This window comes from Hymenobacter cellulosivorans, assembly GCF_022919135.1.
Lineage (GTDB): Bacteria > Bacteroidota > Bacteroidia > Cytophagales > Hymenobacteraceae > Hymenobacter > Hymenobacter cellulosivorans.
Genome location: NZ_CP095049.1, coordinates 782,841 through 803,218 on the forward strand (window position 1 = coordinate 782,841; position 20,378 = coordinate 803,218).

At 60.8% G+C, this 20,378-nt stretch carries 17 protein-coding genes and 1 pseudogene; 12 read left to right on the forward strand and 6 right to left on the reverse strand.

Annotated features, from left to right (window positions below; all coding sequences use genetic code 11):
- Positions 1–101: 101 nt before the first annotated feature.
- The 3 genes from MUN80_RS03445 to MUN80_RS03455 form a co-directional block, all read right to left on the reverse strand.
- A complete protein-coding gene (locus MUN80_RS03445; RefSeq protein WP_244719671.1) occupies positions 102–1,760 on the reverse strand; it encodes an aminopeptidase P family protein in 1,659 nt (552 codons plus the stop codon).
- A 96-nt stretch (positions 1,761–1,856) separates the two neighbouring features.
- Positions 1,857–2,096 carry a 50S ribosomal protein L28 gene (rpmB, locus tag MUN80_RS03450; RefSeq protein ID WP_022825070.1) on the reverse strand — a complete coding sequence of 80 codons (240 nt, stop codon included), beginning with the start codon at positions 2,094–2,096 and terminating at the stop codon, positions 1,857–1,859.
- 97 nt (positions 2,097–2,193) lie between these two features.
- Positions 2,194–2,376 carry a C1orf53 family protein gene (locus MUN80_RS03455; protein WP_244719673.1) on the reverse strand — a complete coding sequence of 61 codons (183 nt, stop codon included), beginning with the start codon at positions 2,374–2,376 and terminating at the stop codon, positions 2,194–2,196.
- 122 nt (positions 2,377–2,498) lie between these two features.
- Between MUN80_RS03455 and MUN80_RS03460 the strand changes: the two genes are divergently transcribed.
- Positions 2,499–3,011: a DUF2314 domain-containing protein gene (locus MUN80_RS03460; protein ID WP_244719676.1), complete on the forward strand. Its 513-nt coding sequence runs from the start codon at positions 2,499–2,501 to the stop codon at positions 3,009–3,011.
- 9 nt (positions 3,012–3,020) lie between these two features.
- On the opposite strand, the gene MUN80_RS03465 is transcribed toward MUN80_RS03460, so the two are convergent.
- Positions 3,021–3,950 carry an LEA/WHy family protein gene (locus tag MUN80_RS03465; RefSeq protein WP_244719679.1) on the reverse strand — a complete coding sequence of 310 codons (930 nt, stop codon included), beginning with the start codon at positions 3,948–3,950 and terminating at the stop codon, positions 3,021–3,023.
- A 205-nt stretch (positions 3,951–4,155) separates the two neighbouring features.
- On the opposite strand from MUN80_RS03465, the gene rocD reads away from it, so the two are divergent.
- The gene (rocD, locus tag MUN80_RS03470) at positions 4,156–5,412 is read left to right on the forward strand and encodes an ornithine--oxo-acid transaminase (RefSeq protein ID WP_244719682.1); all 1,257 of its coding nucleotides are present in this window, start codon (positions 4,156–4,158) and stop codon (positions 5,410–5,412) included.
- Between the two features lie 127 nt (positions 5,413–5,539).
- On the forward strand, positions 5,540–6,052 hold the full coding sequence (locus MUN80_RS03475) for a hypothetical protein (protein WP_244719685.1): 513 nt from the start codon (positions 5,540–5,542) through the stop codon (positions 6,050–6,052).
- A gap of 129 nt (positions 6,053–6,181) precedes the next feature.
- Here MUN80_RS03475 and MUN80_RS03480 read toward each other — a convergent pair whose 3' ends face one another.
- Positions 6,182–6,373, reverse strand: coding sequence for a hypothetical protein (locus MUN80_RS03480; protein ID WP_244719688.1), 192 nt, complete (start codon positions 6,371–6,373; stop codon positions 6,182–6,184).
- A 468-nt stretch (positions 6,374–6,841) separates the two neighbouring features.
- Here MUN80_RS03480 and MUN80_RS03485 point away from each other — a divergent pair, with 468 nt between their 5' ends.
- From MUN80_RS03485 to MUN80_RS03520, 8 genes and pseudogenes are all read left to right on the forward strand, one after another.
- The gene (locus MUN80_RS03485; RefSeq protein WP_244719691.1) at positions 6,842–7,105 is read left to right on the forward strand and encodes a hypothetical protein; all 264 of its coding nucleotides are present in this window, start codon (positions 6,842–6,844) and stop codon (positions 7,103–7,105) included.
- 128 nt (positions 7,106–7,233) lie between these two features.
- Positions 7,234–8,165: pseudogene (gene hemB / locus MUN80_RS03490) on the forward strand (porphobilinogen synthase).
- A 229-nt stretch (positions 8,166–8,394) separates the two neighbouring features.
- A complete protein-coding gene (locus tag MUN80_RS03495) occupies positions 8,395–8,709 on the forward strand; it encodes a DUF8820 family protein (RefSeq protein WP_244719693.1) in 315 nt (104 codons plus the stop codon).
- Positions 8,710–8,722: 13 nt separating this feature from the next.
- Entirely contained in the window at positions 8,723–9,676 is a 954-nt protein-coding gene (locus MUN80_RS03500) for a DUF6745 domain-containing protein (RefSeq protein WP_244719695.1), read from the forward strand.
- A gap of 119 nt (positions 9,677–9,795) precedes the next feature.
- Positions 9,796–11,643, forward strand: coding sequence for a vWA domain-containing protein (locus MUN80_RS03505; protein ID WP_244719697.1), 1,848 nt, complete (start codon positions 9,796–9,798; stop codon positions 11,641–11,643).
- A gap of 420 nt (positions 11,644–12,063) precedes the next feature.
- Positions 12,064–15,624, forward strand: coding sequence for a PQQ-dependent sugar dehydrogenase (locus tag MUN80_RS03510; protein WP_244719699.1), 3,561 nt, complete (start codon positions 12,064–12,066; stop codon positions 15,622–15,624).
- A gap of 272 nt (positions 15,625–15,896) precedes the next feature.
- The gene (locus tag MUN80_RS03515; protein WP_244719701.1) at positions 15,897–17,066 is read left to right on the forward strand and encodes a transglutaminase domain-containing protein; all 1,170 of its coding nucleotides are present in this window, start codon (positions 15,897–15,899) and stop codon (positions 17,064–17,066) included.
- A gap of 88 nt (positions 17,067–17,154) precedes the next feature.
- Entirely contained in the window at positions 17,155–17,661 is a 507-nt protein-coding gene (locus MUN80_RS03520; protein WP_244719703.1) for a GNAT family N-acetyltransferase, read from the forward strand.
- Between the two features lie 6 nt (positions 17,662–17,667).
- On the opposite strand, the gene MUN80_RS03525 is transcribed toward MUN80_RS03520, so the two are convergent.
- Positions 17,668–19,095 carry an APC family permease gene (locus tag MUN80_RS03525; protein ID WP_244719705.1) on the reverse strand — a complete coding sequence of 476 codons (1,428 nt, stop codon included), beginning with the start codon at positions 19,093–19,095 and terminating at the stop codon, positions 17,668–17,670.
- Positions 19,096–19,195: 100 nt separating this feature from the next.
- On the opposite strand from MUN80_RS03525, the gene MUN80_RS03530 reads away from it, so the two are divergent.
- Entirely contained in the window at positions 19,196–20,155 is a 960-nt protein-coding gene (locus MUN80_RS03530) for a cation diffusion facilitator family transporter (RefSeq protein WP_244719707.1), read from the forward strand.
- The last annotated feature ends 223 nt before the right edge of the window (positions 20,156–20,378 follow it).

A 20,378-nucleotide genomic window follows, 5' to 3' on the forward strand; every position in this document is an offset into this window, starting at 1 on the left:
GGAATTGTCAAACCGTCAGCCAAATAGTAGCATAGATTTTTCCGATTTTACATCGAAACCCGTGGAATAGCGCTTTAATTCCCGGATTCACTGAGCAACAACTACTTCAAAACCGGCAGCTTGAAATTGTCCAGCACGCTGGATTTGGCCATTGCCGACTCAATTTCGGCCACTGTGCGCGGGGCATCGGCCGACAAATTTTCGTAGCCCGACTTAGTAATCAGGATATCATCTTCAATCCGGACGCCGATATTCCACCATTTCGGGTCGCAGGGGCTGTTCGCCGGAATGTAGATGCCCGGCTCCACAGTGATGACGACACCCGGCTGCAGGGGCTGGTAGGTACCCCGGTCGTGCACGTCGAGACCCAGGTAGTGGCTGGTGCCGTGGGGGAAATACCGGCGGGCCTCGGCGGCCTCCTTGATGATGCCGAGCTTGATCAGGCCGTCGTTGATAACCTGCTGGGCGGCTTTGTGCGGGCCCTGAAACTCGCTGCCGGGCTTGCACTCCTTGAAGGCCGCGTCCTGGGCGGCCAGCACCAGCTCGTAGATCTGGCGCTGAGCCGGGGAAAACTTGCCGCTGGGCGGGGCCGTGCGGGTCACGTCGGCGGAGTAGCCGTGGTATTCGGCCCCGCAGTCCATCAAAATCAAGTCGTTGCCGAGGCGGGGCTTGTCGTTGGTTTCATAGTGCAGGATGCAGCCATTGGCCCCCGCTCCCACAATGCTGGGGTAGCCCTCAAACTCGGCGCCGTAGGTGCGGTACACGTACTCGTGAATGCCTTGCACAGCGTTTTCCGACATATCGGGCCGCAGGGCCTTCATTACTTCCAGCTGGCCGGTGGCCGAAATCTGGACGGCGCGGCGTAGCAGTTTGATTTCCTCAGGGGTCTTGATTTCGCGCAGCCGGCTAAGCACTTCGCCCACGGTAGAGCCATCGAAACGGCCGGCAGCCGGCTTGTTGGCAATGGCTTTCTGCCGCTCGGCATCGGTGGTGGCTTTGCGGTAAGCCTGGATGTACGAATCGGCGGCCACGGCCGGCAGGGCCTTGCTTTGGGCCTCAATGTAGGGCAGCAGATTGGCTGCATTGGCCAGCCCGGCCCGCTCAATCAGGCTGCGCAGCTCACTTACGGTCGGACTGTAGTCGGCCGGTACGCCCGCCAGGCGGCGGAAGTCGGCTACGAGGTTGTAAAGGTCGGCCGGGTCCCGGGCTTCGTCGCGCACATCGGCGGGTAAGTCCAGGAAGAGCACCTGGCCGAAGTCGGCCCACTTGATGCCCGATTCGGCAAAGGCTTTGTTGTCGGCGGTATACTGAAGCTTGAGTTGCTGCTTGGCTCCTTCAGCCCCAAGACGGCGGCCGGTCCAGGACTCGCGCTGCGGGTCGCGGGGCTGGGTAAACAGGGCCTCCGTGACGCCGCTCTGCCCGCCGATGGTCTGGGGCTCCTTGAAAAGCACCAGCACGGCGTGGGGCTCAGTGTAGCCCGTCAGGTAGTAGAAATCCGGATCTTGGTGGTAGATATAGTCCACGTCGTTGGCCCGGTTGCGGACGGGGGCCGCAAACAAAACGGCAACGGAGCGGGCCGGCAGCGCTTGGCGCAGCAGCTCTCTCCGTTGCCGGTGAAATGCGGGGTCCAGAAAATCAGTGGGACGTTCGGCAGCGGTAGTACGCTGAGCGCGAACTTCCGACGACAGGCCAGCCAGTGAAACCGTCAGGGCGACAGTTAGGAATACCCGGGGCGATTTAGACAGAAGCGAATAGAGCATAGTTACGGCATAGACTCCGAAGTGCCGGGCACGTTGCGTACCAGGTCAGTTCAGCGTATTCGGCCGTAAGTTACAACTCCGGGCTTCCGGAAAAATCTAGTAAACGATGAAGCCCTGCTCTTTTGCCTTCTTCAGGACCGACATGATGCCGTTCTTGTTGATGGTGCGGATAGTGCTGGTAGCTACTTTCAACGTAACCCAGGAATCTTCCTCGGGGATGTAGAAACGCTTCTTCTGCAGGTTCGGATAGAACTTGCGCTTCGTTTTGTTGTTGGCGTGCGAAACGTTGTTGCCTACGCGGGTACGCTTGCCGGTCAGATCACAAACTCGTGCCATGATATCGAGGGACTTAGAGGTTTCAATGCTGGAAAAAGGGACGCAAATATCGGTATTTGTCGGATAGAAACAAACCGGTGCGCTGAAAAATAAGCGGTTAGCCCTTGTCTGGCGCTTGGGGAACGGCCTTACCAGCGCGGGAAAAACCCCACGGGCAGTGCCGGCAGCGGCTTTTACAGCAGAATCCGCGGCGCAAATGATATTGTTCAGTAAAGACCATAAAACCTTCTGGGGTCAGGTAATAGTCGCCCGGCTGCAGGGGTTGCGGTTGGAGTGCCATACCCCGGCAAGGTACGAGCAAAAGCCCGGTCTTATAGTGCGGCCACTTCCCGGGCTAGCTAAAAAGGCGCCGGTTTCGTACTTTAGAAAGCCAGACGAAATCAGACGTTTGTCGCTTCTCCTATGTGGTCATCCCGCGCCGTTTTTCTGTCATTACTGCTGCCGGGCGCGGGCTTGCCGGCTTTGGCTCAGCAGGCTCTCCCCGACAAGCCAGTAAGCATCATTACGAATGCCGAAGCCGGCTCGGTTGACCCAGCCCAGTCCATGGCCTTGTTTGACCAGCTGATTGCCAAGCCTATGAAAGAGGCCTTGCGCACCCTGCCCCAGGCTAAAAAACGGTTTTCGGCGGGTCTGAAGCCCGGTGAAACGTTCTACCTAACAACCCGCGTGGTGGACGCTGACGGCACGTTTGAGCAGGTGTTTGTGCAAGTGACGCAGTGGGAAGACACCTACGTGCAGGGCACTATTGCCAACACGTTGCAAACCGTGCGTGACTACACCACCGGCCAGACCCTGGAGTTTACCACCAAGGCCGTCTACGACTGGACCATTATGCGGGCCGATGGCTCGGAAGAGGGCAACTACGTGGGCAAGTTTCTGGATATTCAGAACCGGTTGGACCGGCTGGGCGAGTAAGCGCCGGGTTTATTTGTCGTCGCCCTTCTTGGGTATGTTTTTCAAATCCTGCAGGTTGCCGTTGCTGCTGAAGTTCATAGTCATGTCTTTAGGATTGTTGTTGCCGGCCGCTACTACCACGTGTCCATCTAGCTTATAAGGCGTTTTTTCGGCCTTAAAAAGGGTCTTAAATGCTACTTTGGGCATGCTTTTCGGCTCGAAGCGCACATGAATCGGCATCATCTCGGTGCCCTTTTTGCGGAACGACACGTCCTTTTCTTCCACGCCCTGCACCTGCATATCGTCGCTGACGCTGAAATTGTACTTCACCTGCCGAATCGTGAAGGGAAACGGGTTGTAGTTAGTCACCTTGAGCGTCACGGTGGCCTCGCCGTTTTTCAGGCCCAGGTGCTCCACGTCAATATCGGCTACCTCTATTTTGGGCATTTTGGGCACGTACACCCGTTTGGTGACTTTCACCGGAATCTTCTGGGAGCCGGCCACGGGCAACGTCGTAAACAGGGTCATGACCATCTGCACGTCGACGCAGTCCTGCTGGCTGGTTTTGATTTTGTCTTTGACCTTGCTCAAATCCACGGACATGGGTACGGTGAGGTGGCTGACCGAGTCGCCGTGGAGGACGGTAGCGCGGTCTTTGGCGCCATGGGCCAGCTCGGCCCCATCAACTTTGGTGACGTAACTGAAGCTGTCGACCTTGAGCGTGATGGGCATGTTGTTGCGTAAATCCACCTTCATCTGGGCCTGCAGCTCATCGGGCGTGATATTGCCTACGGTCATGGTGGCATTTTCCAGGGTGGGCAGCAGCTCCTTGCCTTTGTCGGCCAAGACCTCCTTGCCCTTATCGGAGCGGAAATACAGGAAAGCGCCAGCGCCAAGCAGCACCAGTAGTAACAGAATCCAGAGGCCGGGGTGGCGGCGGGAAGAAGAATGCGTAGCCATCAGAAGAGGAATACAGGATGAAACACGGCAACTGAAGCTCAACAACAACTTATTGAAATTCAACCATATATATTTCAACCTTACGTGTTTCAGCGGTTCGTTTGTTATAGCCGAGCTTACCCTTTTCACCTTGCCAACGCCTTACCGGCTTTTGCGTAGTTTTGGGCTAGCTGAATTTCTTTCGTTGGCTTAACCTCCTCCCACCATGCACGCTACCCCCACCCACTCCGCCTCCACCACCAGCCGCAGCCAGGAGCTGATGGCTCTGGAAGACCGTTACGGCGCCCACAATTACCACCCCCTGCCCGTAGTGCTCAGCCGGGGCGAAGGCGTGCACGTGTGGGACGTGGAAGGCAAGCAATATTTTGATTTTCTCTCGGCCTACTCGGCTGTAAACCAAGGCCATTGCCACCCGCGCATCGTGGGCGCCATGGTGGAGCAGGCCCAGAAGCTGACGCTGACCTCCCGCGCCTTTTTCAACGACCAGCTCGGGCCCGCCGAAAAGCAGCTCTGTGAGTTGTTTGGCTACGACAAAGCCCTGCTGATGAACTCCGGCGCCGAAGCCGTGGAAACGGCCCTGAAGCTGGCCCGCAAATGGGGTTACCAGGAAAAAGGCATTGCCCCCAACCAGGCCCGCATTCTGGTGGCCGAGCACAACTTTCACGGCCGCACCACCGGCATCATTTCCTTCAGCACCGACGCCGACAGCACCGGCGGCTTCGGCCCCTACATGCCTGGCTATCAGGTGGTGCCCTACGACGACTTGGCGGCTCTGGAAGAAGCCCTTAAAGACCCACACGTGTGTGGCTTCCTGGTGGAGCCCATTCAGGGCGAAGCCGGGGTAATGGTGCCTTCCGACGGGTATTTGGCCCACGCCCATGCCCTGTGCAAGCAGCACAATGTGCTCTTCATTGCCGACGAAATTCAAACGGGCCTGGGCCGTACCGGCGAGCTGCTGGCCGTGTGCTACGAAGGCGTGCACGCCGATATCCTGATTCTAGGCAAAGCCTTGTCGGGCGGCACGATGCCGGTGTCGGCTGTACTGGCTTCGGACACGATTATGCTCACGATTCAACCCGGGCAGCACGGCTCCACCTTTGGCGGCAACCCGCTGGCCTGCGTGGTGCTGCGTGCCGCCCTCGACGTACTGCACGACGAGCACCTGATCAGCAACTCCAAGGCCCAGGGCGAGGTTTTCCGCGAGAGAATGCGCCGCGTGATGGCCAAACGCCCGGAAGTAGTGGAACTGGTGCGCGGCAAAGGCCTGCTCAACGCGGTGGTTATCAAGCCCGCTGCCGACGGCCGCACCGCCTGGGACGTGTGCGTAAGCCTTATGGAGCGGGGCCTGCTGGCCAAGCCCACCCACGGCGACATTATCCGCTTTGCTCCGCCCCTGGTAATTACTGAAGAGCAGATGCACGAGGCCTGCGACCTTATCGAAGAGGTAATTCTGGCCTTCTAAGTTTGCTGGTGGCTGCGCTATTCGCCGCACCCCATTTTGCCTTCTCTCGTAAGCTGAGCGGACCGCCTTATCTTGGCGGTCCGCTTATTTTTTGCCCATGCCCGTATTTTCCCCAAGCCGAGCCTTTTTGCTTTCCATCCTCCTGCTAGCTGGCTGCCGCAGCGAAAAAGTGGCATTTCAGTTCCGCCCCGCCGCTCCGGCCGTTACTGCCACGTCGCCTGCGCCCCCCGAAACGCCGGCTCCCGCAACTATTCCACAACGTACTACCACCGCGCCCGCCAAGACACCCACTGTTGCGCCCGCTCCGGCTTCCAGGCCACCGGCTGGCCGTGCCGTAGCCACGCATCGGGCACAACCTGCCCGGCCCTTATTGCGCCGGGCCCAGGCCGAAGCGCAGAGTATCCGGGCCTGGCAGAAGGCCAGCAAGCCCCGGCGCGCCACCGAGGAAGCCGACGTGCTACACGTAGTGTTGGGCTCCTTGCTCATTATTGGCGGCGTGATTCTAGGCTTGCTGCTGGGGGGCTGGCTGGGCCTGGGCGTGGGCGCGGCCGTGGTGTTGCTGGGCTATTATTTTCTGGTCAAGGGCTTCGGTGGTCCCCAGGCTTGGCTAGAAATCTTCCAGGAGTTTTTCAATATGTAGCCTTACCCGGCTTGCTTTTGGGCAGGCCCAAATTTGGCTAACCGAGTTACCTGCACAAACCGAGGCCCGCGCACCGTTGCTAGACGGTGCGCGGGCCTCGGCAGTGATTAGCTTTAATCGGCGGAGCAGCTAGTTACTCTTGCCTTTCTTGGCGCCGCCGCTGTGGCCTTGCGCGCTGGGCACGTTTTCACCACGGGTATTGGTAGCGTCGCCGGCCACGGGGCCTTCGTGGGGGCCGCTGGGCTGCCCTGCTACGCCAGGCGCCTTCTTACCCGTTTCGCCACTGTTGGGGTGCTGGGGAGTTTGCTTGCTGTCTTTCATGGCTTTGGTTTGTTTTGGTAGGATTAGAGCAGAAATCGGTGCGGGGACCGAGCCTAATTATACGGCCAATCCGGAAGCGGGGCCAAGAAAATACGGTGACTTTTGGTAGCGTTGAGCTTCATCCTGAAGCTATTACAGCTTATTCTCTACCTCATCTTTAGCCCTCCCTATTCTATGCCTCTGCGTTCTACCTGTTCGAGCCGCTTCCTTTACCAAGTAACGCTTGGGACGTTGCTGCTGACGCTTTCATTGACCAGTTGCCGCAGCGAGAAGGCAGCATTCCGCTTTCAGCCAACGCCTAACCCGGTCGAGAATCCGGCAACCTCACCTATGCCGCGGCCTGAGGCAGCTCCAGTTGCAGCCCCACCTCAGCAGCTGCTTGCCCAATCCGCACGGCGCAGCCCGGGCAGTACTCTAACCCGCCCCGCCCCCCGACGCCGTACCGAGGCCCAGGCCGTCCGTACAGCCATGCCCCGGCCTACTCTCATCAGAGAGGATCAGGTACATGGCCTCTCGCCGACAGCAAGTCAGCAGACACGGGCACCCCGGCAGGTACTATCCGCCAAGGGCAGCTTTCTGCAGATTCTGGGCACGGCCGTATTCGTGGCGGGCATCGTGCTAGGGGTGGTAACGGGTGGCTGGGCCGGGTTTGGCATCTTTGCCCTGGGCTCAGCGCTAGCCCTCATACTGGCTTTTTGGGGCAGCTTTATTATTGACGGTGAACTACCGTAGGCTCCCGGCCACGCAACCTTATCTTTGCCGGCGTTGTTTTGCCCGGTTGAATCTTCCCAAACGTATCCATGGCCATCCTCCCCACTCACCGCCCTCGGCGTAACCGCAAGTCTGAAGTCATCCGCAACATGGTGCAGGAAACCAACCTGACCACCCACGACTTCATCTACCCGGTTTTCCTGATCGAGGGCCAGAATCAAACCCTGGAAGTAAGCTCGATGCCGGGCATTCACCGTTTCACCGCCGACCGCCTCATCGACGAAATCGGGCAGGCCGTGGAGCTGGGCATCAAGGCCTTTGCCCCCTTTCCCAGCATCAACGACGCCCTGAAAGACCGCCTGGCCAAGGAATCGGCTAACCCCGAGGGCCTGTATTTGAAGACCGTAGCCGACATTAAGCGGCAATTCCCGGACATCGTCATCATGACCGACGTGGCTATGGATCCTTACTCCAGCGACGGGCACGACGGCGTGGTCGATGCTGAGTCGGGCGAAATCCTGAACGACGCTTCTCTGGAAGTGCTGGGTCAGATGGCCTTGGCCCAGGCCCGCGCCGGCGCCGACATTATCGGTCCCAGTGACATGATGGACGGCCGCGTGGCCTGGATTCGGGACGTGCTGGACCGCAACGCCTTCAGTCACGTGAGCATCATGAGCTACACGGCCAAGTACGCCTCGGCTTTCTACGGCCCTTTCCGCGACGCTCTGGACTCGGCCCCAAGAAAGGCGACAAGAAAAGCTACCAGATGAACCCGGCCAACAAGCGCGAGGCCCTGCGCGAACTGGCCCTCGACGAGCAGGAAGGCGCCGACATGGTGATGGTAAAGCCCGCCCTGAGCTACCTCGACGTGATTCACGTCGTGAAGGAAAAAACCCACCTGCCCGTGACGGCCTACAACGTCTCGGGCGAGTACGCCATGATTAAGGCCGCCGCCCGTAACGGCTGGGTGGATGGCGAAAAAACCATGATGGAAGTGCTGCTCAGCATCAAGCGGGCCGGCGCCGATGCCATCCTGACTTACTTCGCCAAGGAAGCCGCCGAGGTGCTGCGCCGCGGGTAAACCGGGTGCTTAAGGTTTACTAAAAGGCTACTTATTACAAAGGCCGTTCTGCTAGTCAGGACGGCTTTTTTTGTTGCGCAAAAACTTTTTGTACTAAAAAAATTAGCAAATATTAGCTCCCTATATAGCCTTAATGCACACTATTACGTAATATTACGAAAGCAACGGGGTAGACACCTGCTCCAAGTCTTTAGTAAAGAGTTTTTAGCAAACCATTTTAGCAAAAGCCATGACTCAGTCTCCTTTTCAGTATCGCCACGGCGACGTCCTGATTGCTCCGGTGGCGGCCTTGCCTGCCGGTTCGGTTCCGCGCACGGGCTTGGTGTTGGCCCACGGTGAGCACACCGGGCACAGCCACCGCATCCGGGAGTTTGGCGCGGCCAGCCTGTACGTGTATGGCAAGGACTTGTATCTGCTGGTTTCGGCCCCGAAGGCTACACTGGTGCACGAGGAGCACCGGCCCATTGAGCTGCCGGTGGGTGTGTACCGCGTTTGGCAGCAGCGCGAGTATACCCCTTCCGCCATCCGAACCGTAGTAGACTAAAAACCTGCCGCTTATGTTCAGCATCAACGCCCGGGGCCGCCACCTACGCAAGCCTGCTGCCGAAATTCCGCAGGCCGCCGAGCCAGCCGTGCCCTACCGCACCAGCCCGCCCAGCGTGCCTGCTCCAGCTTACCCGCTAGTACCTCCTACTGGTCCGGTGCGCGCTACCCCGGAGGTGGCCCGGGCCTTGTTGCTGTCGGGCCGCCAGCCCGAGGAGCTGATTGTCAGTGGGGCGCTGCGGCTGAACGGGGAACCCCGGCTACGGGAGCTACCCCGTTTTCTGGAGTGCACCCATCTGGAAGTCAACGACTGCCCCAACCTGGAACTGCTGCCCGAGCGCCTGCGGGCCACCAGCGTGCAGGCCGCCCGTACCGCCGTCCGGGAGCTGACCGGCGACTGGCTGGTGCGCGAAAGCCTCAACCTGAGCGGTAACCGGCAACTGCGGCGGCTGCCTGAGCGCCTCACGGCCCGCTCTCTGGATGTATCCAATTGCCCTTTGCTGGTGCAGCTACCCGCCACCATTCACCTCACGCACTGGCTGGAAGTAGCTGGCAGTGGGCTGACGGGCCTGCCCAGTGGCCTGCGGGTAAACATCCACTGGCAAGGCACGGCGGTGGATGAGCGTACCGCCTTCCGGCCCGAGGACCTGAAGGCCGTGGACATCCTGAACGTGCGCAACGTGACGCGGCGGCGGGTGCTGCTGGAGCGGTTCGGGCTCGACCGGTTTGTGCAGGAAGTGGGCGGCCTGGTTATCGACCGGGACCGGGACGCGGGTGGGGAGCGGCAGCTGCTCAACATTCCGCTGGAAGGCGACGAGCCCATTGTGGCGTTGCGCGTTATCTGTCCCTCCACGGCTCATACCTACGTGCTGCGGGTGCCGCCCCATATTCGCACCTGCCGCCGGGCCGCTGCCTGGCTGGCGGGCTTCGAGAATGAGCACGACTACCGGCCCCTAATTGAAACCTAGGCGGCCCGGGCATATAGCCCATCCAGAATATCTGATTTCTTAACTACTTTCCCGCCCCTGGTCCAGGTGCGGGCCGGGTTTTACTTGCCCTATTTTCCTATTCCCTTTCTCTTTCTCCTATGCAAATAACGCAGCAGCCCACCACCCCGGTGATTCTCGAAAACCTGGCCGACACGACCAGCCTGCTCCTAAAATTTCGGGAAGACGTACCCAATCCGCAGCGCCGCCCGCTCAACGTAGCCCTGGTGATTGACCGCAGTGGCAGCATGGCCGGCGCCCCGCTTCGCTACGCCCTGCAGGCCGCCGCCGATTTCGTGGACCGCCTCACGGCCGACGACCGGCTGAGCATTGTGGTGTACGACGACGTAGTAAGCACCCTGCTGGATGCCCAACTTGTGACCGATAAAGACGGTATTAAACGGATTTTGCAAGGCGTGCGGGCCGGGGGCCTGACCAACCTGAGCGGCGGCTGGCTGCAAGGCTGTGAGCTGGTGGCCAAGCACAAAACCGACCAGCACGTAAACCGCGTGCTGCTACTCACCGACGGGCAGGCCAACAACGGCATTACCAACCCCGCCATCCTGATTAATACTGCCAGCAAGAAGGCCGAAGAGGGCATCACGACGACTACCCTGGGCTTCGGCAGCCACTTCGAGGAAGACTTGCTGATCGGCATGGCCCGGGCCGCGGCCGGCAACTTCTACTTTATTCAGTCGTTGGACGATGCGGCCGACGTGTTCGGTATTGAGCTCGACAGCCTCAAGGCCATTGCGGCGCAAAATCTGACCGTTACCCTCACACCCATTGCGCCTACGCAAATTGCGGATGTGCTGAGCCTGGCCCGGCAGGAAGCGCAGCCCGACGGCCGCATGGTGCTGCACCTGGGGGATGTGTACGAGAATGAGGATAAAGTTCTGGGCCTGCAGCTCCAGTTGCCGGCTCTGCCGGCCGGCGCCCACCAGCTGCTGCACGTAGCCTACCGCGCCGACGCCATTCGCAACGGCAGCATCGAGGCTATTTCCGGCGAGCATACAGTACAATTCACCGCGGGCGGCATTGAGGCCGTGGCCACAGCTTCCGACGGTGGCGTGATGCTGGAGCTGGCCCGCCTGCGCATTGCCCGCGACAAAGAACGAGCCGTGGACCTGGCCGATGCCAGCAAGCACGCCGAAGCCGAAGCCCTGCTGCACCAGCTGGTGGCCGAGCTAACGGCCAAAGGCCTGCACGAGCACTTCGAGATTGCCGAGGAAATCGACCAGATCAACCACTACGCCCAGCGCATTGCCAGCCGCCACCTCGACAACGAGAGCCGCAAGGAACTGCGCGACCAGGCCTTCCAGGGCCGCCGGGCCCGGGTCGATTTGGCCGGCCGCGGCGTAAGCGTCGACCAGGCGGCCCACGCGCTGCCGGTGGTGAGCGAGCCGGGCACGGGCGTCGAGCTGGTGTGCTTCCGCGAGGGTGGCAAGCTGCGCGTGCGGGTTGTTTCGGCCGGCTACGATGACTTGAACATCCAGTTTCCGCGGGCTATCCGGGCTGAGGGCGCGCATTACATCGTTGAGGAGCTGGAGCGCAGTGCTGATGGCACGTTCTACCGGGCCAAGGGCAACATCACCCGCCTCGTGCGGCCGGGCGAAACCGACCCGCTGGCTGGCGGCCACTCCGGCTCGTCGCGCAGCCGGAGCGCAAGCAGCGCCAGCTCTCGCCCCACCAAGCCCGCCGCTACGCTCGCCGACCTGGAGGAAACCGACACTATCGGCTCGGGCATCCTGATTCAGTGCGTGAAGGACGGCAGCAAGCTGCGGGCCCGGGTGGTGAGCGACGGGTTTGACCCCAACTGGAACATGCGCTTCCCCCGCGGCATCCGCGACGAAAGCACCCTATTCGTGGTGGAGCACGTCAATACCGCCCCCGATGGCAAGTCCTACATTGCCAGCGGCGAAATCAAAAAGTTCGTGCAAACCACTTAAGCTGGTTGTAAGCGCATCCGTAAGCAGCCCGGAGTTCCTGTTGAGGCAGGGGCGCCGGGCTGCTTTTTTGTGGTACTACCACCGAAACTCCGGTGTGGGCACTGTCACTCTGTTCGATTTATACTCTAGTCTTAAGGGGGAATATCCTTGCTGTCTGGCCCTTGCCTACTGTCGGGCTCCGGCAACAATGACATAATCTTAACACCTCGACGCAGGGCTAAACGGCTGGCTTTCCTTATCTTCATTAGACATAGTGAATCTTTGCTTTTACAGCTCAACAGCAACATTCTTTTCGTCTTACGCCCAACTGGCGCTTACCTGCTCCTTTTATCTACTTCCGCTTTCGGCCCAAACCCGGGAGTATTCACCTACTGCAAGCTTGCCCTAATTCCATGTTCCACAACCTCTACCAACTCCGCTATGAAATCACGTCTCCGTATTGGGCGGCCCACCAGCCGCCAGATCCGCCCCTCGACGGTTAAGCTGCAAATGGCCTTGCTACTCCTGTTGCTGAGCTTGCTGGCCCTCACGGCCACGGCCCAAACTTTCCCGGCCGGCTTCAATCAGGTACAGGTCAGCAGCGGCATCAGCAACCCCACGGTGCTGGCCTTCGCCCCCGACGGGCGCATTTTTGTGGGCGAACAGGGCGGCGGCCTGCGGGTTATTAAAAACGGCAGTTTGCTGGCGACGCCTTTTGTGCGGCTCAGCGTGAATTCCAGCGGGGAGCGGGGCCTGATCGGCATAGCCCTCGACCCGAACTTTAGCACCAACAACTACCTCTACCTGTATTATACGGTGAGCACGGCGCCGGTGCACAACCGCATCAGCCGCTTCACGGCCGCCGGCGACGTAGCCGTGGCCGGCAGTGAGGTCGTTATTCTGGAACTGGACCCGCTGAGCTCGGCCACCAACCACAACGGGGGAGCCATGAGCTTCGGGGCCGACGGCAAGCTCTACGTGGCCATCGGGGAAAACGCCAACGGCAGCCACGCCCAGAACCTGGACACCTACCACGGCAAGTTTCTGCGCATCAACCCCGACGGGTCGGTACCGGCCGGCAACCCCTTCCCCACGGGCTCCGAGCAGCGCCGCCGGGTGTGGAGCTACGGGCTGCGTAACCCGTACACCTTCGCCATTCATCCCACCACGGGCCGGATTTTTCTCAATGACGTTGGGCAGAATACCTGGGAGGAAATAGATGACGCTACCACCGGGGGCCGCAACTTTGGCTGGCCCGCCACGGAGGGCGCTACCACGGCCGCCGGTGTCACGAGCCCGGTGTTCAGCTACCCCCACGGCACCGGCGACGGGCGGGGCTGCGCCATTACGGGCGGCACGTTCTTCACTCCGGCTACTACTAACTACCCGGCTTCCTACCTGGGCAAGTACTTCTACCAGGACTTGTGCAACCAGTGGATCAACTACATTGACTTGTCGGGCAGCACGCCCGTCCGCTCGCCTTTTGCCACGGCCCTGCCCGGCAACGCGGTGGGCCTGACCACCGGCCTCGACGGCAACCTGTATTACCTGAGCCGTAGCGCCGGGGCCTTGTACAAAGTAGTGTACACACCCGCTACCAGCGCCCCGGTTATTACCGGGCAGCCGGCCAACGTGAGCGTCGCGCCGGGGCAGGCGGCTTCGTTTACGGTAACGGCTACCGGCACGGCCCCACTGAGCTACCAGTGGCAGAAAAACGGAGTGAACATTGCCGGGGCTACGGCGGCTACCTACACCATTGCCAGCGTAACCGCCGCCAGTGCCGGCCAGTATCGGGCCGTGGTAACCAACGCGGTAGGCTCCGTGACCAGCGCCGCGGCCACGCTGACGGTTACGGCGCCCAATACCGCCCCCACAGCCCAGATTCTGACCCCGGCCGAGGGCACAACCTACGTGGCGGGCACCACCGTTACCTTCTCGGCCGACGCCACCGATGCTGAGGACGGCGCCCTGCCGGCGAGTGCTTTCAGCTGGCAAGTCGACTTTCACCACGACACCCACGTGCACGACGGCACACCGTTCAACCAGGGCCAGAAAACCGGCTCCTTTGCCATTCCCAACACCGGCGAAACGGCCGCTAACGTATGGTACCGCCTGTATTTGACCGTGACGGATGCCGGAGGCCTGAAAACCACTGTGTACCGCGACATTTACCCCCGCGCCTCCGTGCTGAGCTTCGCCACCAATCCGGCCGGCCTGCGCCTCACTCTCGACGGGCAGCCCCTGACCACTCCAGCCACCGTGACCAGCGTGGAAGGCGTGCTGCGAACCCTGGGCGTGGTTAGCCCGCAGACAGTGAACGGAATAACCTACGAATTTACGGGCTGGAGCCAGGGCGGCACGGCCACTCAAACCCTGACCACCCCAACGGAAGATGCCACCTATACGGCCAGCTTCCGGGTAGTGCCCACCGGGCAGGCCGTGACCAGCTTTACCTTGTTCAACGCTGATACCGACCAGCCCATAGCCGGCTACGACCCGCTGCCGGCCGGGGCGGTACTCAACCTGGCCACGCTGCCCTCGCGCCACCTGAATATCCGGGCCAACACCAACCCAGCCACGGTGGGCAGCGTGCGGTTTGGCTACGATGCCACGGCCAACTTCCGGACGGAAAACACGGTACCCTACGCCCTAGCCGGTGACAATGGCCCCACCGACTACCTGCCCTGGACGCCGACCGTAGGCAGCCACATGCTGACGGCGACGCCCTACACCGCCACCGGAGCCACCGGCACGGCCGGCCAGGCCCTGACGGTTACGTTCACCGTGACGGATGCTACGCTGCGCACGCCTGAAAACCCGACGAATACCGTGGCGGGCCTGTCCTACAGCTACTACGAAGGCGCCGGCTGGACCGTGCTGCCCAATTTCTCGGCCCTGACCCCGGTGAAAACAGGTTCGGTAACGGGGTTTGATTTGAGTCCGCGCAATCGGAACGACGACTTTGCCTTCCGCTACACCGGCTACGTGCGCGTACCCACCGACGGCGTGTATACCTTCTATACCACCTCCGACGACGGCAGCCAGCTGTTCATTGGCAACCAGTTGGTGGTCAACAATGACGGGCTGCACGGAGCCACCGAGAAGTCGGGCACGATTGGGCTGCGGGCGGGCGTACATGCGCTGACAGTTACCTTTTTTGAGCGGACCGGTGCCGAGATGCTGAACGTAAGCTACGCGGGCCCAGGACTTACCAAGCAAGCAGTGCCCGCTGCGGCGCTGGTGCGGCCGGGGACTGCTGCCGCAGCTGCCGTTTATGTATCGGACCTAACGTGGGTATCGGCTAGTAACGGCTGGGGGCCGGTGGAGCGCGACGGCAGCAACGGGGAGCTGGACCCGAGTGACGGCAAAACGCTGAGTGTGGGCGGCATCACCTATGCCAAGGGCCTGGGCGTGCATTCGGCTTCCGAAATCGTGTATGCCCTGAACGGCTCTTATGCCCGCTTCCTGTCCGACGTGGGCGTGGATGATGAGGTAGGCAGCAACGGCACGGTGAACTTCCAGGTGTATCTGGACGGTGCCCTGGCGTATACGAGCGGCAGGCTGAGCGGCAGCTCGGCCACGAGCCGCATCGACCTGAACGTCAGCGGCAAAAACGAGCTGCGGCTGGTCGTTACCAATGGCGGCGACAATGCCAGCTACGACCACGCCAGCTGGGCTGGGGCCCGCCTGCTGCCGGCCGGGGAGCAGCAGCCAGCCTTGCGGGCCCCGGCTGCCCGCCCCGACGCACTGCCCTTTAGCCTCTACCCCAACCCCGCCCGCTCGGCCGTGACCCTAAGCCTGCAGCTGCCCGAGGCCCAGGCGTCCGTGCGCGTGACGGTGCGCGACGCCCTGGGTCGGTCGGTAACGGAGTCCACGCAGGCAGTTCCGGCTGGTTATTCGGAGCAGAGCCTGCCGCTGCAACACCTGACCCCGGGCGTGTACTTCGTGACCGTGCAGACCCATAACGAGAGCAGCACCCAGCGGCTGGTGGTAGGCGAATAGGTTACTACTCCTGCTTGCTAAAACCCAACAGGGCGAATCCGGTGGATTCGCCCTGTTTTGCTGCGTGGGAAAGCCTAGCCGCTTTATGCTTCAAAGCTGCTCCGCTACGAAGGATGCGGCTCGGCGGGGTGCTAGGCCTAAACGGCTGTAACCGGGCGAAAAGTAGTGGGTGGATTTCGCGGCTAGTCCCGCAATATTTGCTCAATTTTGTTGGTTGCCAACTGCCCCATTACCCAGTTACTCTTATGCTTACGCTTTTTTGCCGGTGTACTTTGACCGCACTTTTACTGAGCTGGGCGGCTTTTCCGACCGTAGCCCAGCAGACCAATCCCCGGCCCGTTCCGGCCCCGCCGTACCAGGCTGTAGATGCCAAAATGCAGCAGGTACCCGACTCATCGGCGCGCACGGTGGGGGGCTTGGTTCGCTTCATCAACGCCTCCTTTACCACCGAACCCGATAAGGCCCGGGCGGCCTTTGTGTGGGTGGCCCGCAACATTCGCTACGACGTCGAGAATATGTACGTCCTAGAGTTTGAGCGGGAGCCGGCCGTGGTAGTGCAGGAAACCCTAGCAAAGCGAGCCGGCGTGTGCCGGCACTATGCCGAACTCTACACGGCTATTGCCAACGGCGTCGGCGTAACAACCCACACGGTGCCCGGCTACATTAGCCTGCGCTCGGCCACGGGGCACGCCTGGAACGCCAGCCGCATTGAAGGCAAGTGGTACCTGATGGACCCAACCTGGGCCGCCGGCCAGGTAGTCAACGACAAGTTTGTGTTCCGGCTAAGCAATGAGTACTACAAAGTAGCGCCTTCAGTCTTTATTGAAAGCCACATGCCCTTCGACCCGCTGTGGCAGTTGCTGAAAGCTCCACGTACGCCCCAGCAGTTTCAGCTGGGTCAGACGCCGCCCGCCTCTACTGCGGCCTTTGCTTTCCTCGACTCCGTGGCATTGTATGAGCGCCAGACACCCTTGCAGCAGCTGCACGCCACCAACCGGCGGGTGGAGCAGAATGGCGTCAAGAACGGGGTTATCTTCTCTTATTTGGCCACCAACCGTACGCGGGAGGAAAACTACCATGTGGGCGTCTACAACGAGGCGCTGGCCTCCTTCAACAAGGGGGTTCACCGACTCAACGCCTTCGTGGAGTTCTTCAACCATCAGTTTATGCCCCGGCAAAGTGATGCCGAGCTCAAGCTGCTGCTCCCCCCCATCGAAGCTGATTTTACCCGCGCCCGGGCTCTGCTGACCTCCGTGCAGGGGAAAGATGTCACGCAGCAAACCAGCATCAGTGAGTTTGAGACATCCTTGCTGGAGGCTGAGACGAAACTGCGCAACAGTCAGGCCTTTATGACGCGCTATCTGGCCACGGGCAAACTGATGCGCCCGGTGCTGTTCATGAACATCAGCAACCTGAGCGGCGGCAATGAAATGATGCGCTAACGGTCGGCCACGGCTTTTAGGTGAAAAAATTAGGAACGCGCCCCGGCGCGTTCTTTTTTTGGTTTTTCATTTTTGCCCCTGCCTTGCCATGCTCCACATCCGCCCCGCCACCCCCGCCGACGTTTCCGCCATCATGAGCCTGGTGCGCCGCGTGGTGCCCCTGATGCAGGCCAGCGGCAACCAGCAGTGGTCAGCCGACTACCCCAACGAGGACGTATTCCAAAGCGACATTGCCCATAACCAGCTTTGGGTGGCCGAGTTGGATGGACAGGTAGCTGGCGTAGCGGCCCTCACCCAGGACCAAGATGCCGAGTACGCCCAGGCCGACTGGGACCCAACCGAAACCGCCATTGTAACGCACCGCCTGGCCGTGGACCCCGACATTCAGGGTAAAGGCGTAGCCGCCGCCTTGCTGGCCCAGGCCGAGCAGCTGGCCCGGAACCGGGGCCTAAAGTCGCTGCGGGTGGATACCAACTCGGAAAACGCGGCCACGCAGCGGCTGTTTCCGAAGCTGGGCTACCGCTTTGCGGGCGAAATCACGCTGGCGTTTCGGCCCGGTCTGCGGTTTTTCTGCTACGAGAAGCGGCTCGACTAAGCTCGACTACCTTCGTTCGAACGGCCACTGCCCGCGCTGCCGGCTCCAGAGCAGAAAGGCCACCGTGCCCAGCGCCATCATGCCCACGGCCGCCAGCTGAAAATACAGCCGGAAATGCAGGCTGCCCCAGCTCACCTCGACCGGCGCAATGCCCCAGAACACGGCCAGCCACACCACAATGGCCAGCACCACTGGCAGCGGATACAGCGGCATACGGAAGGGTAGCCCGGCCGTGCCGCGTCGGCGCCGCAGCAGAATCAGGCCCACGGCCTGGCCCACAAACTGCACCAGAATGCGCATGGCCAGAATGGCGGAAATGACTTCGCCCAGCCGGAACAGCAAGCTGAACACGAAGCCCACGCCCCCGAGCAGCAAAAGCGACACGTAGGGAAAGTCCTTGGTGGGATGCAGCTTGCCAAACAGGGGCAGAAACTCGCCGTCGGCGGCAGCGGCGTACGGAATGCGTGAATACCCCAGCAGCACCGCAAACAGCGAGGCAAATGCCACCAGCAGCACCAGCCCCGTGGCCAGCGTGGCAGCAGCCGGCCCGTAGAGGCGCTCCACAAACACGCTCACAATAAACTGCGACTTATCCCCAGCCCCGGCCTGCCAGGCCTGCACTTCCTGCCAGGGAATGACGGTGCCCACGCTCCAGTTGAGCAGCAGATACAGGGCCGCAATGCCCAGAATGCTCAGGAAAATACTGCGCGGAATCACGCGCTGCGGCTCCCGGATTTCGGCGCCCAGGTGGCACACGTTGTAATAGCCCAGGTAGGAGTAGATGGTCTTGACGGCCGCCTGCCCCATGGCCACCGACAGCAGCAAGCCCGGCAGCACCGGCAGCCCGCCGCGGGGGAAAATATCCACGTGGTGATTGGGGTGCGTCAGGCCGCCGAAGATCAGCCAGGCCATGAGACCCAGCACGCCTACCCACAGCGCCACGCCCAGCTTACCGATGTCCTCAATACGGCGGTAGAGCAGCACAATCAGCAGCAAGACCACCGTGCCGGCCACCAGCTTGGGCTGCCACCACTCCGTCAGGGGCACCAGGTAGCCGAAATACTGGGCAAAGCCGATGGCGCCCGAAGCCAAGACCAGCGGCGACTGAATCAGGGTTTGCCAGACGTACAGAAACGACATGTAGCGGCCCCATTTCTGCTCCCCGTAGGCCAGCTTCAAAAACTTATAGGAGCCGCCCGCCTCGGGATAAGCCGCGCCCAACTCACTCCAGATCAGCCCGTCGACGGAGGCCAGGGCCGCGCCCACGAGCCAGGCCAGAAGGAAGTTGGGGCCCATCAGGCCCATCACCAGCGGCAGGGTCACGAAGGGGCCAATGCCCACCATGTCAATCATGTTCAGGGCTGTGGCCTGCACCAGGCCCAGGTTGCGTCGCAGCTGGGGCCCGGTAGTCGGGTCGGGAGAAGGTTGGGTCATAGAGCGGTAAAAGTCGAATAAAAGCGGAATGTTCAAAGCTGGGCGCTAACCCGGGCTTCGGTGGGCGCGTACCACCGCTACTTCATCCTTTCTTCATCTTATGGCCGGAAGCTCGTCCAAAATTGCCATTTACGGGGCCATTGGGGCCAATATTGCCATTGCCATCAGCAAGTTTGTGGCGGCCTTTTTCACGGGCTCCTCGGCCATGCTTTCCGAAGGAATTCACTCCCTGGTTGATAGTGGCAACGGGCTGCTGATTCTCTACGGCGTCAAGCAGGCCGAAAAGCCCGCCGATGCCCGCCACCCGTTCGGGCGCAGCAAGGAGCTGTATTTCTGGGCCCTCATTGTGGCCGTGCTGGTGTTCTCCATCGGCGGGGGCATGTCGTTTTACGAAGGCATTGAGCACCTGAAGCACCCGGCCCCCATCACCGACCCTACCTGGAACTACTGGGTGCTGGGTTTGTCCCTGCTATTCGAGGGCACTTCCTTCTTCCTGGCGTTCCGCGAATTCAACAAAAGCCGGGGCGACGCCGGGTTCTGGAACACGCTGAGTCGGAGCAAGGACCCCTCGGTGTTTGCCATCCTAATGGAAGACTCGGCGGCCTTGCTGGGCCTGGTGCTGGCCTTGCTGGGCGTCTACTTCGGACACCGGCTCAACAACCCCTACCTCGACGGGGCCGCCTCCATCTGCATTGGCGTGCTGCTCGTGTCGGTGGCTATTTTCCTGATCTACAAAACCAAGGGCCTACTCATCGGCGAAGGCGTGGACGAAGAAACCCTGGCCAGCATCGATACTATTGCGCGGGCCGAAGCCTCGGTGGAAAGCATCCGTCCGCCCCTTACGTCCTACCTCGGCCCGGCCGACGTGGTACTGGCCCTCGACGTGCAGTTTAAGCGCAACCTCACCGCCGTACAGGTCGAAGAGGCCATCGACCGGCTGCAGGATGCCATCCGGGCTCAGCACCCCGAGTTCAAGCGCATTTTCGTGGAAGCCAAAAGCCTAAGTGGCAGAGGGCGCGACACGGCAACGACGACCACGCCGGCCCAGCTCCGCGCTTGAGCTCCCTGGCAGATCAAAACGCTTATCAGGACTGATTCTGCGTTTTTCAGGCAGATAAAAAGGGGTGTATACCAGTGGGTATACACCCCTTTTGATTTTCAAATATAGTTACCTATTATGTATACGGTTGTTTGTAAATCACAAGCTGTATACTTATTTGGTATACAATGTGTAATTCCTACCGCAATGTATACTAGCATATATCCAGGGTATTTATGACAAT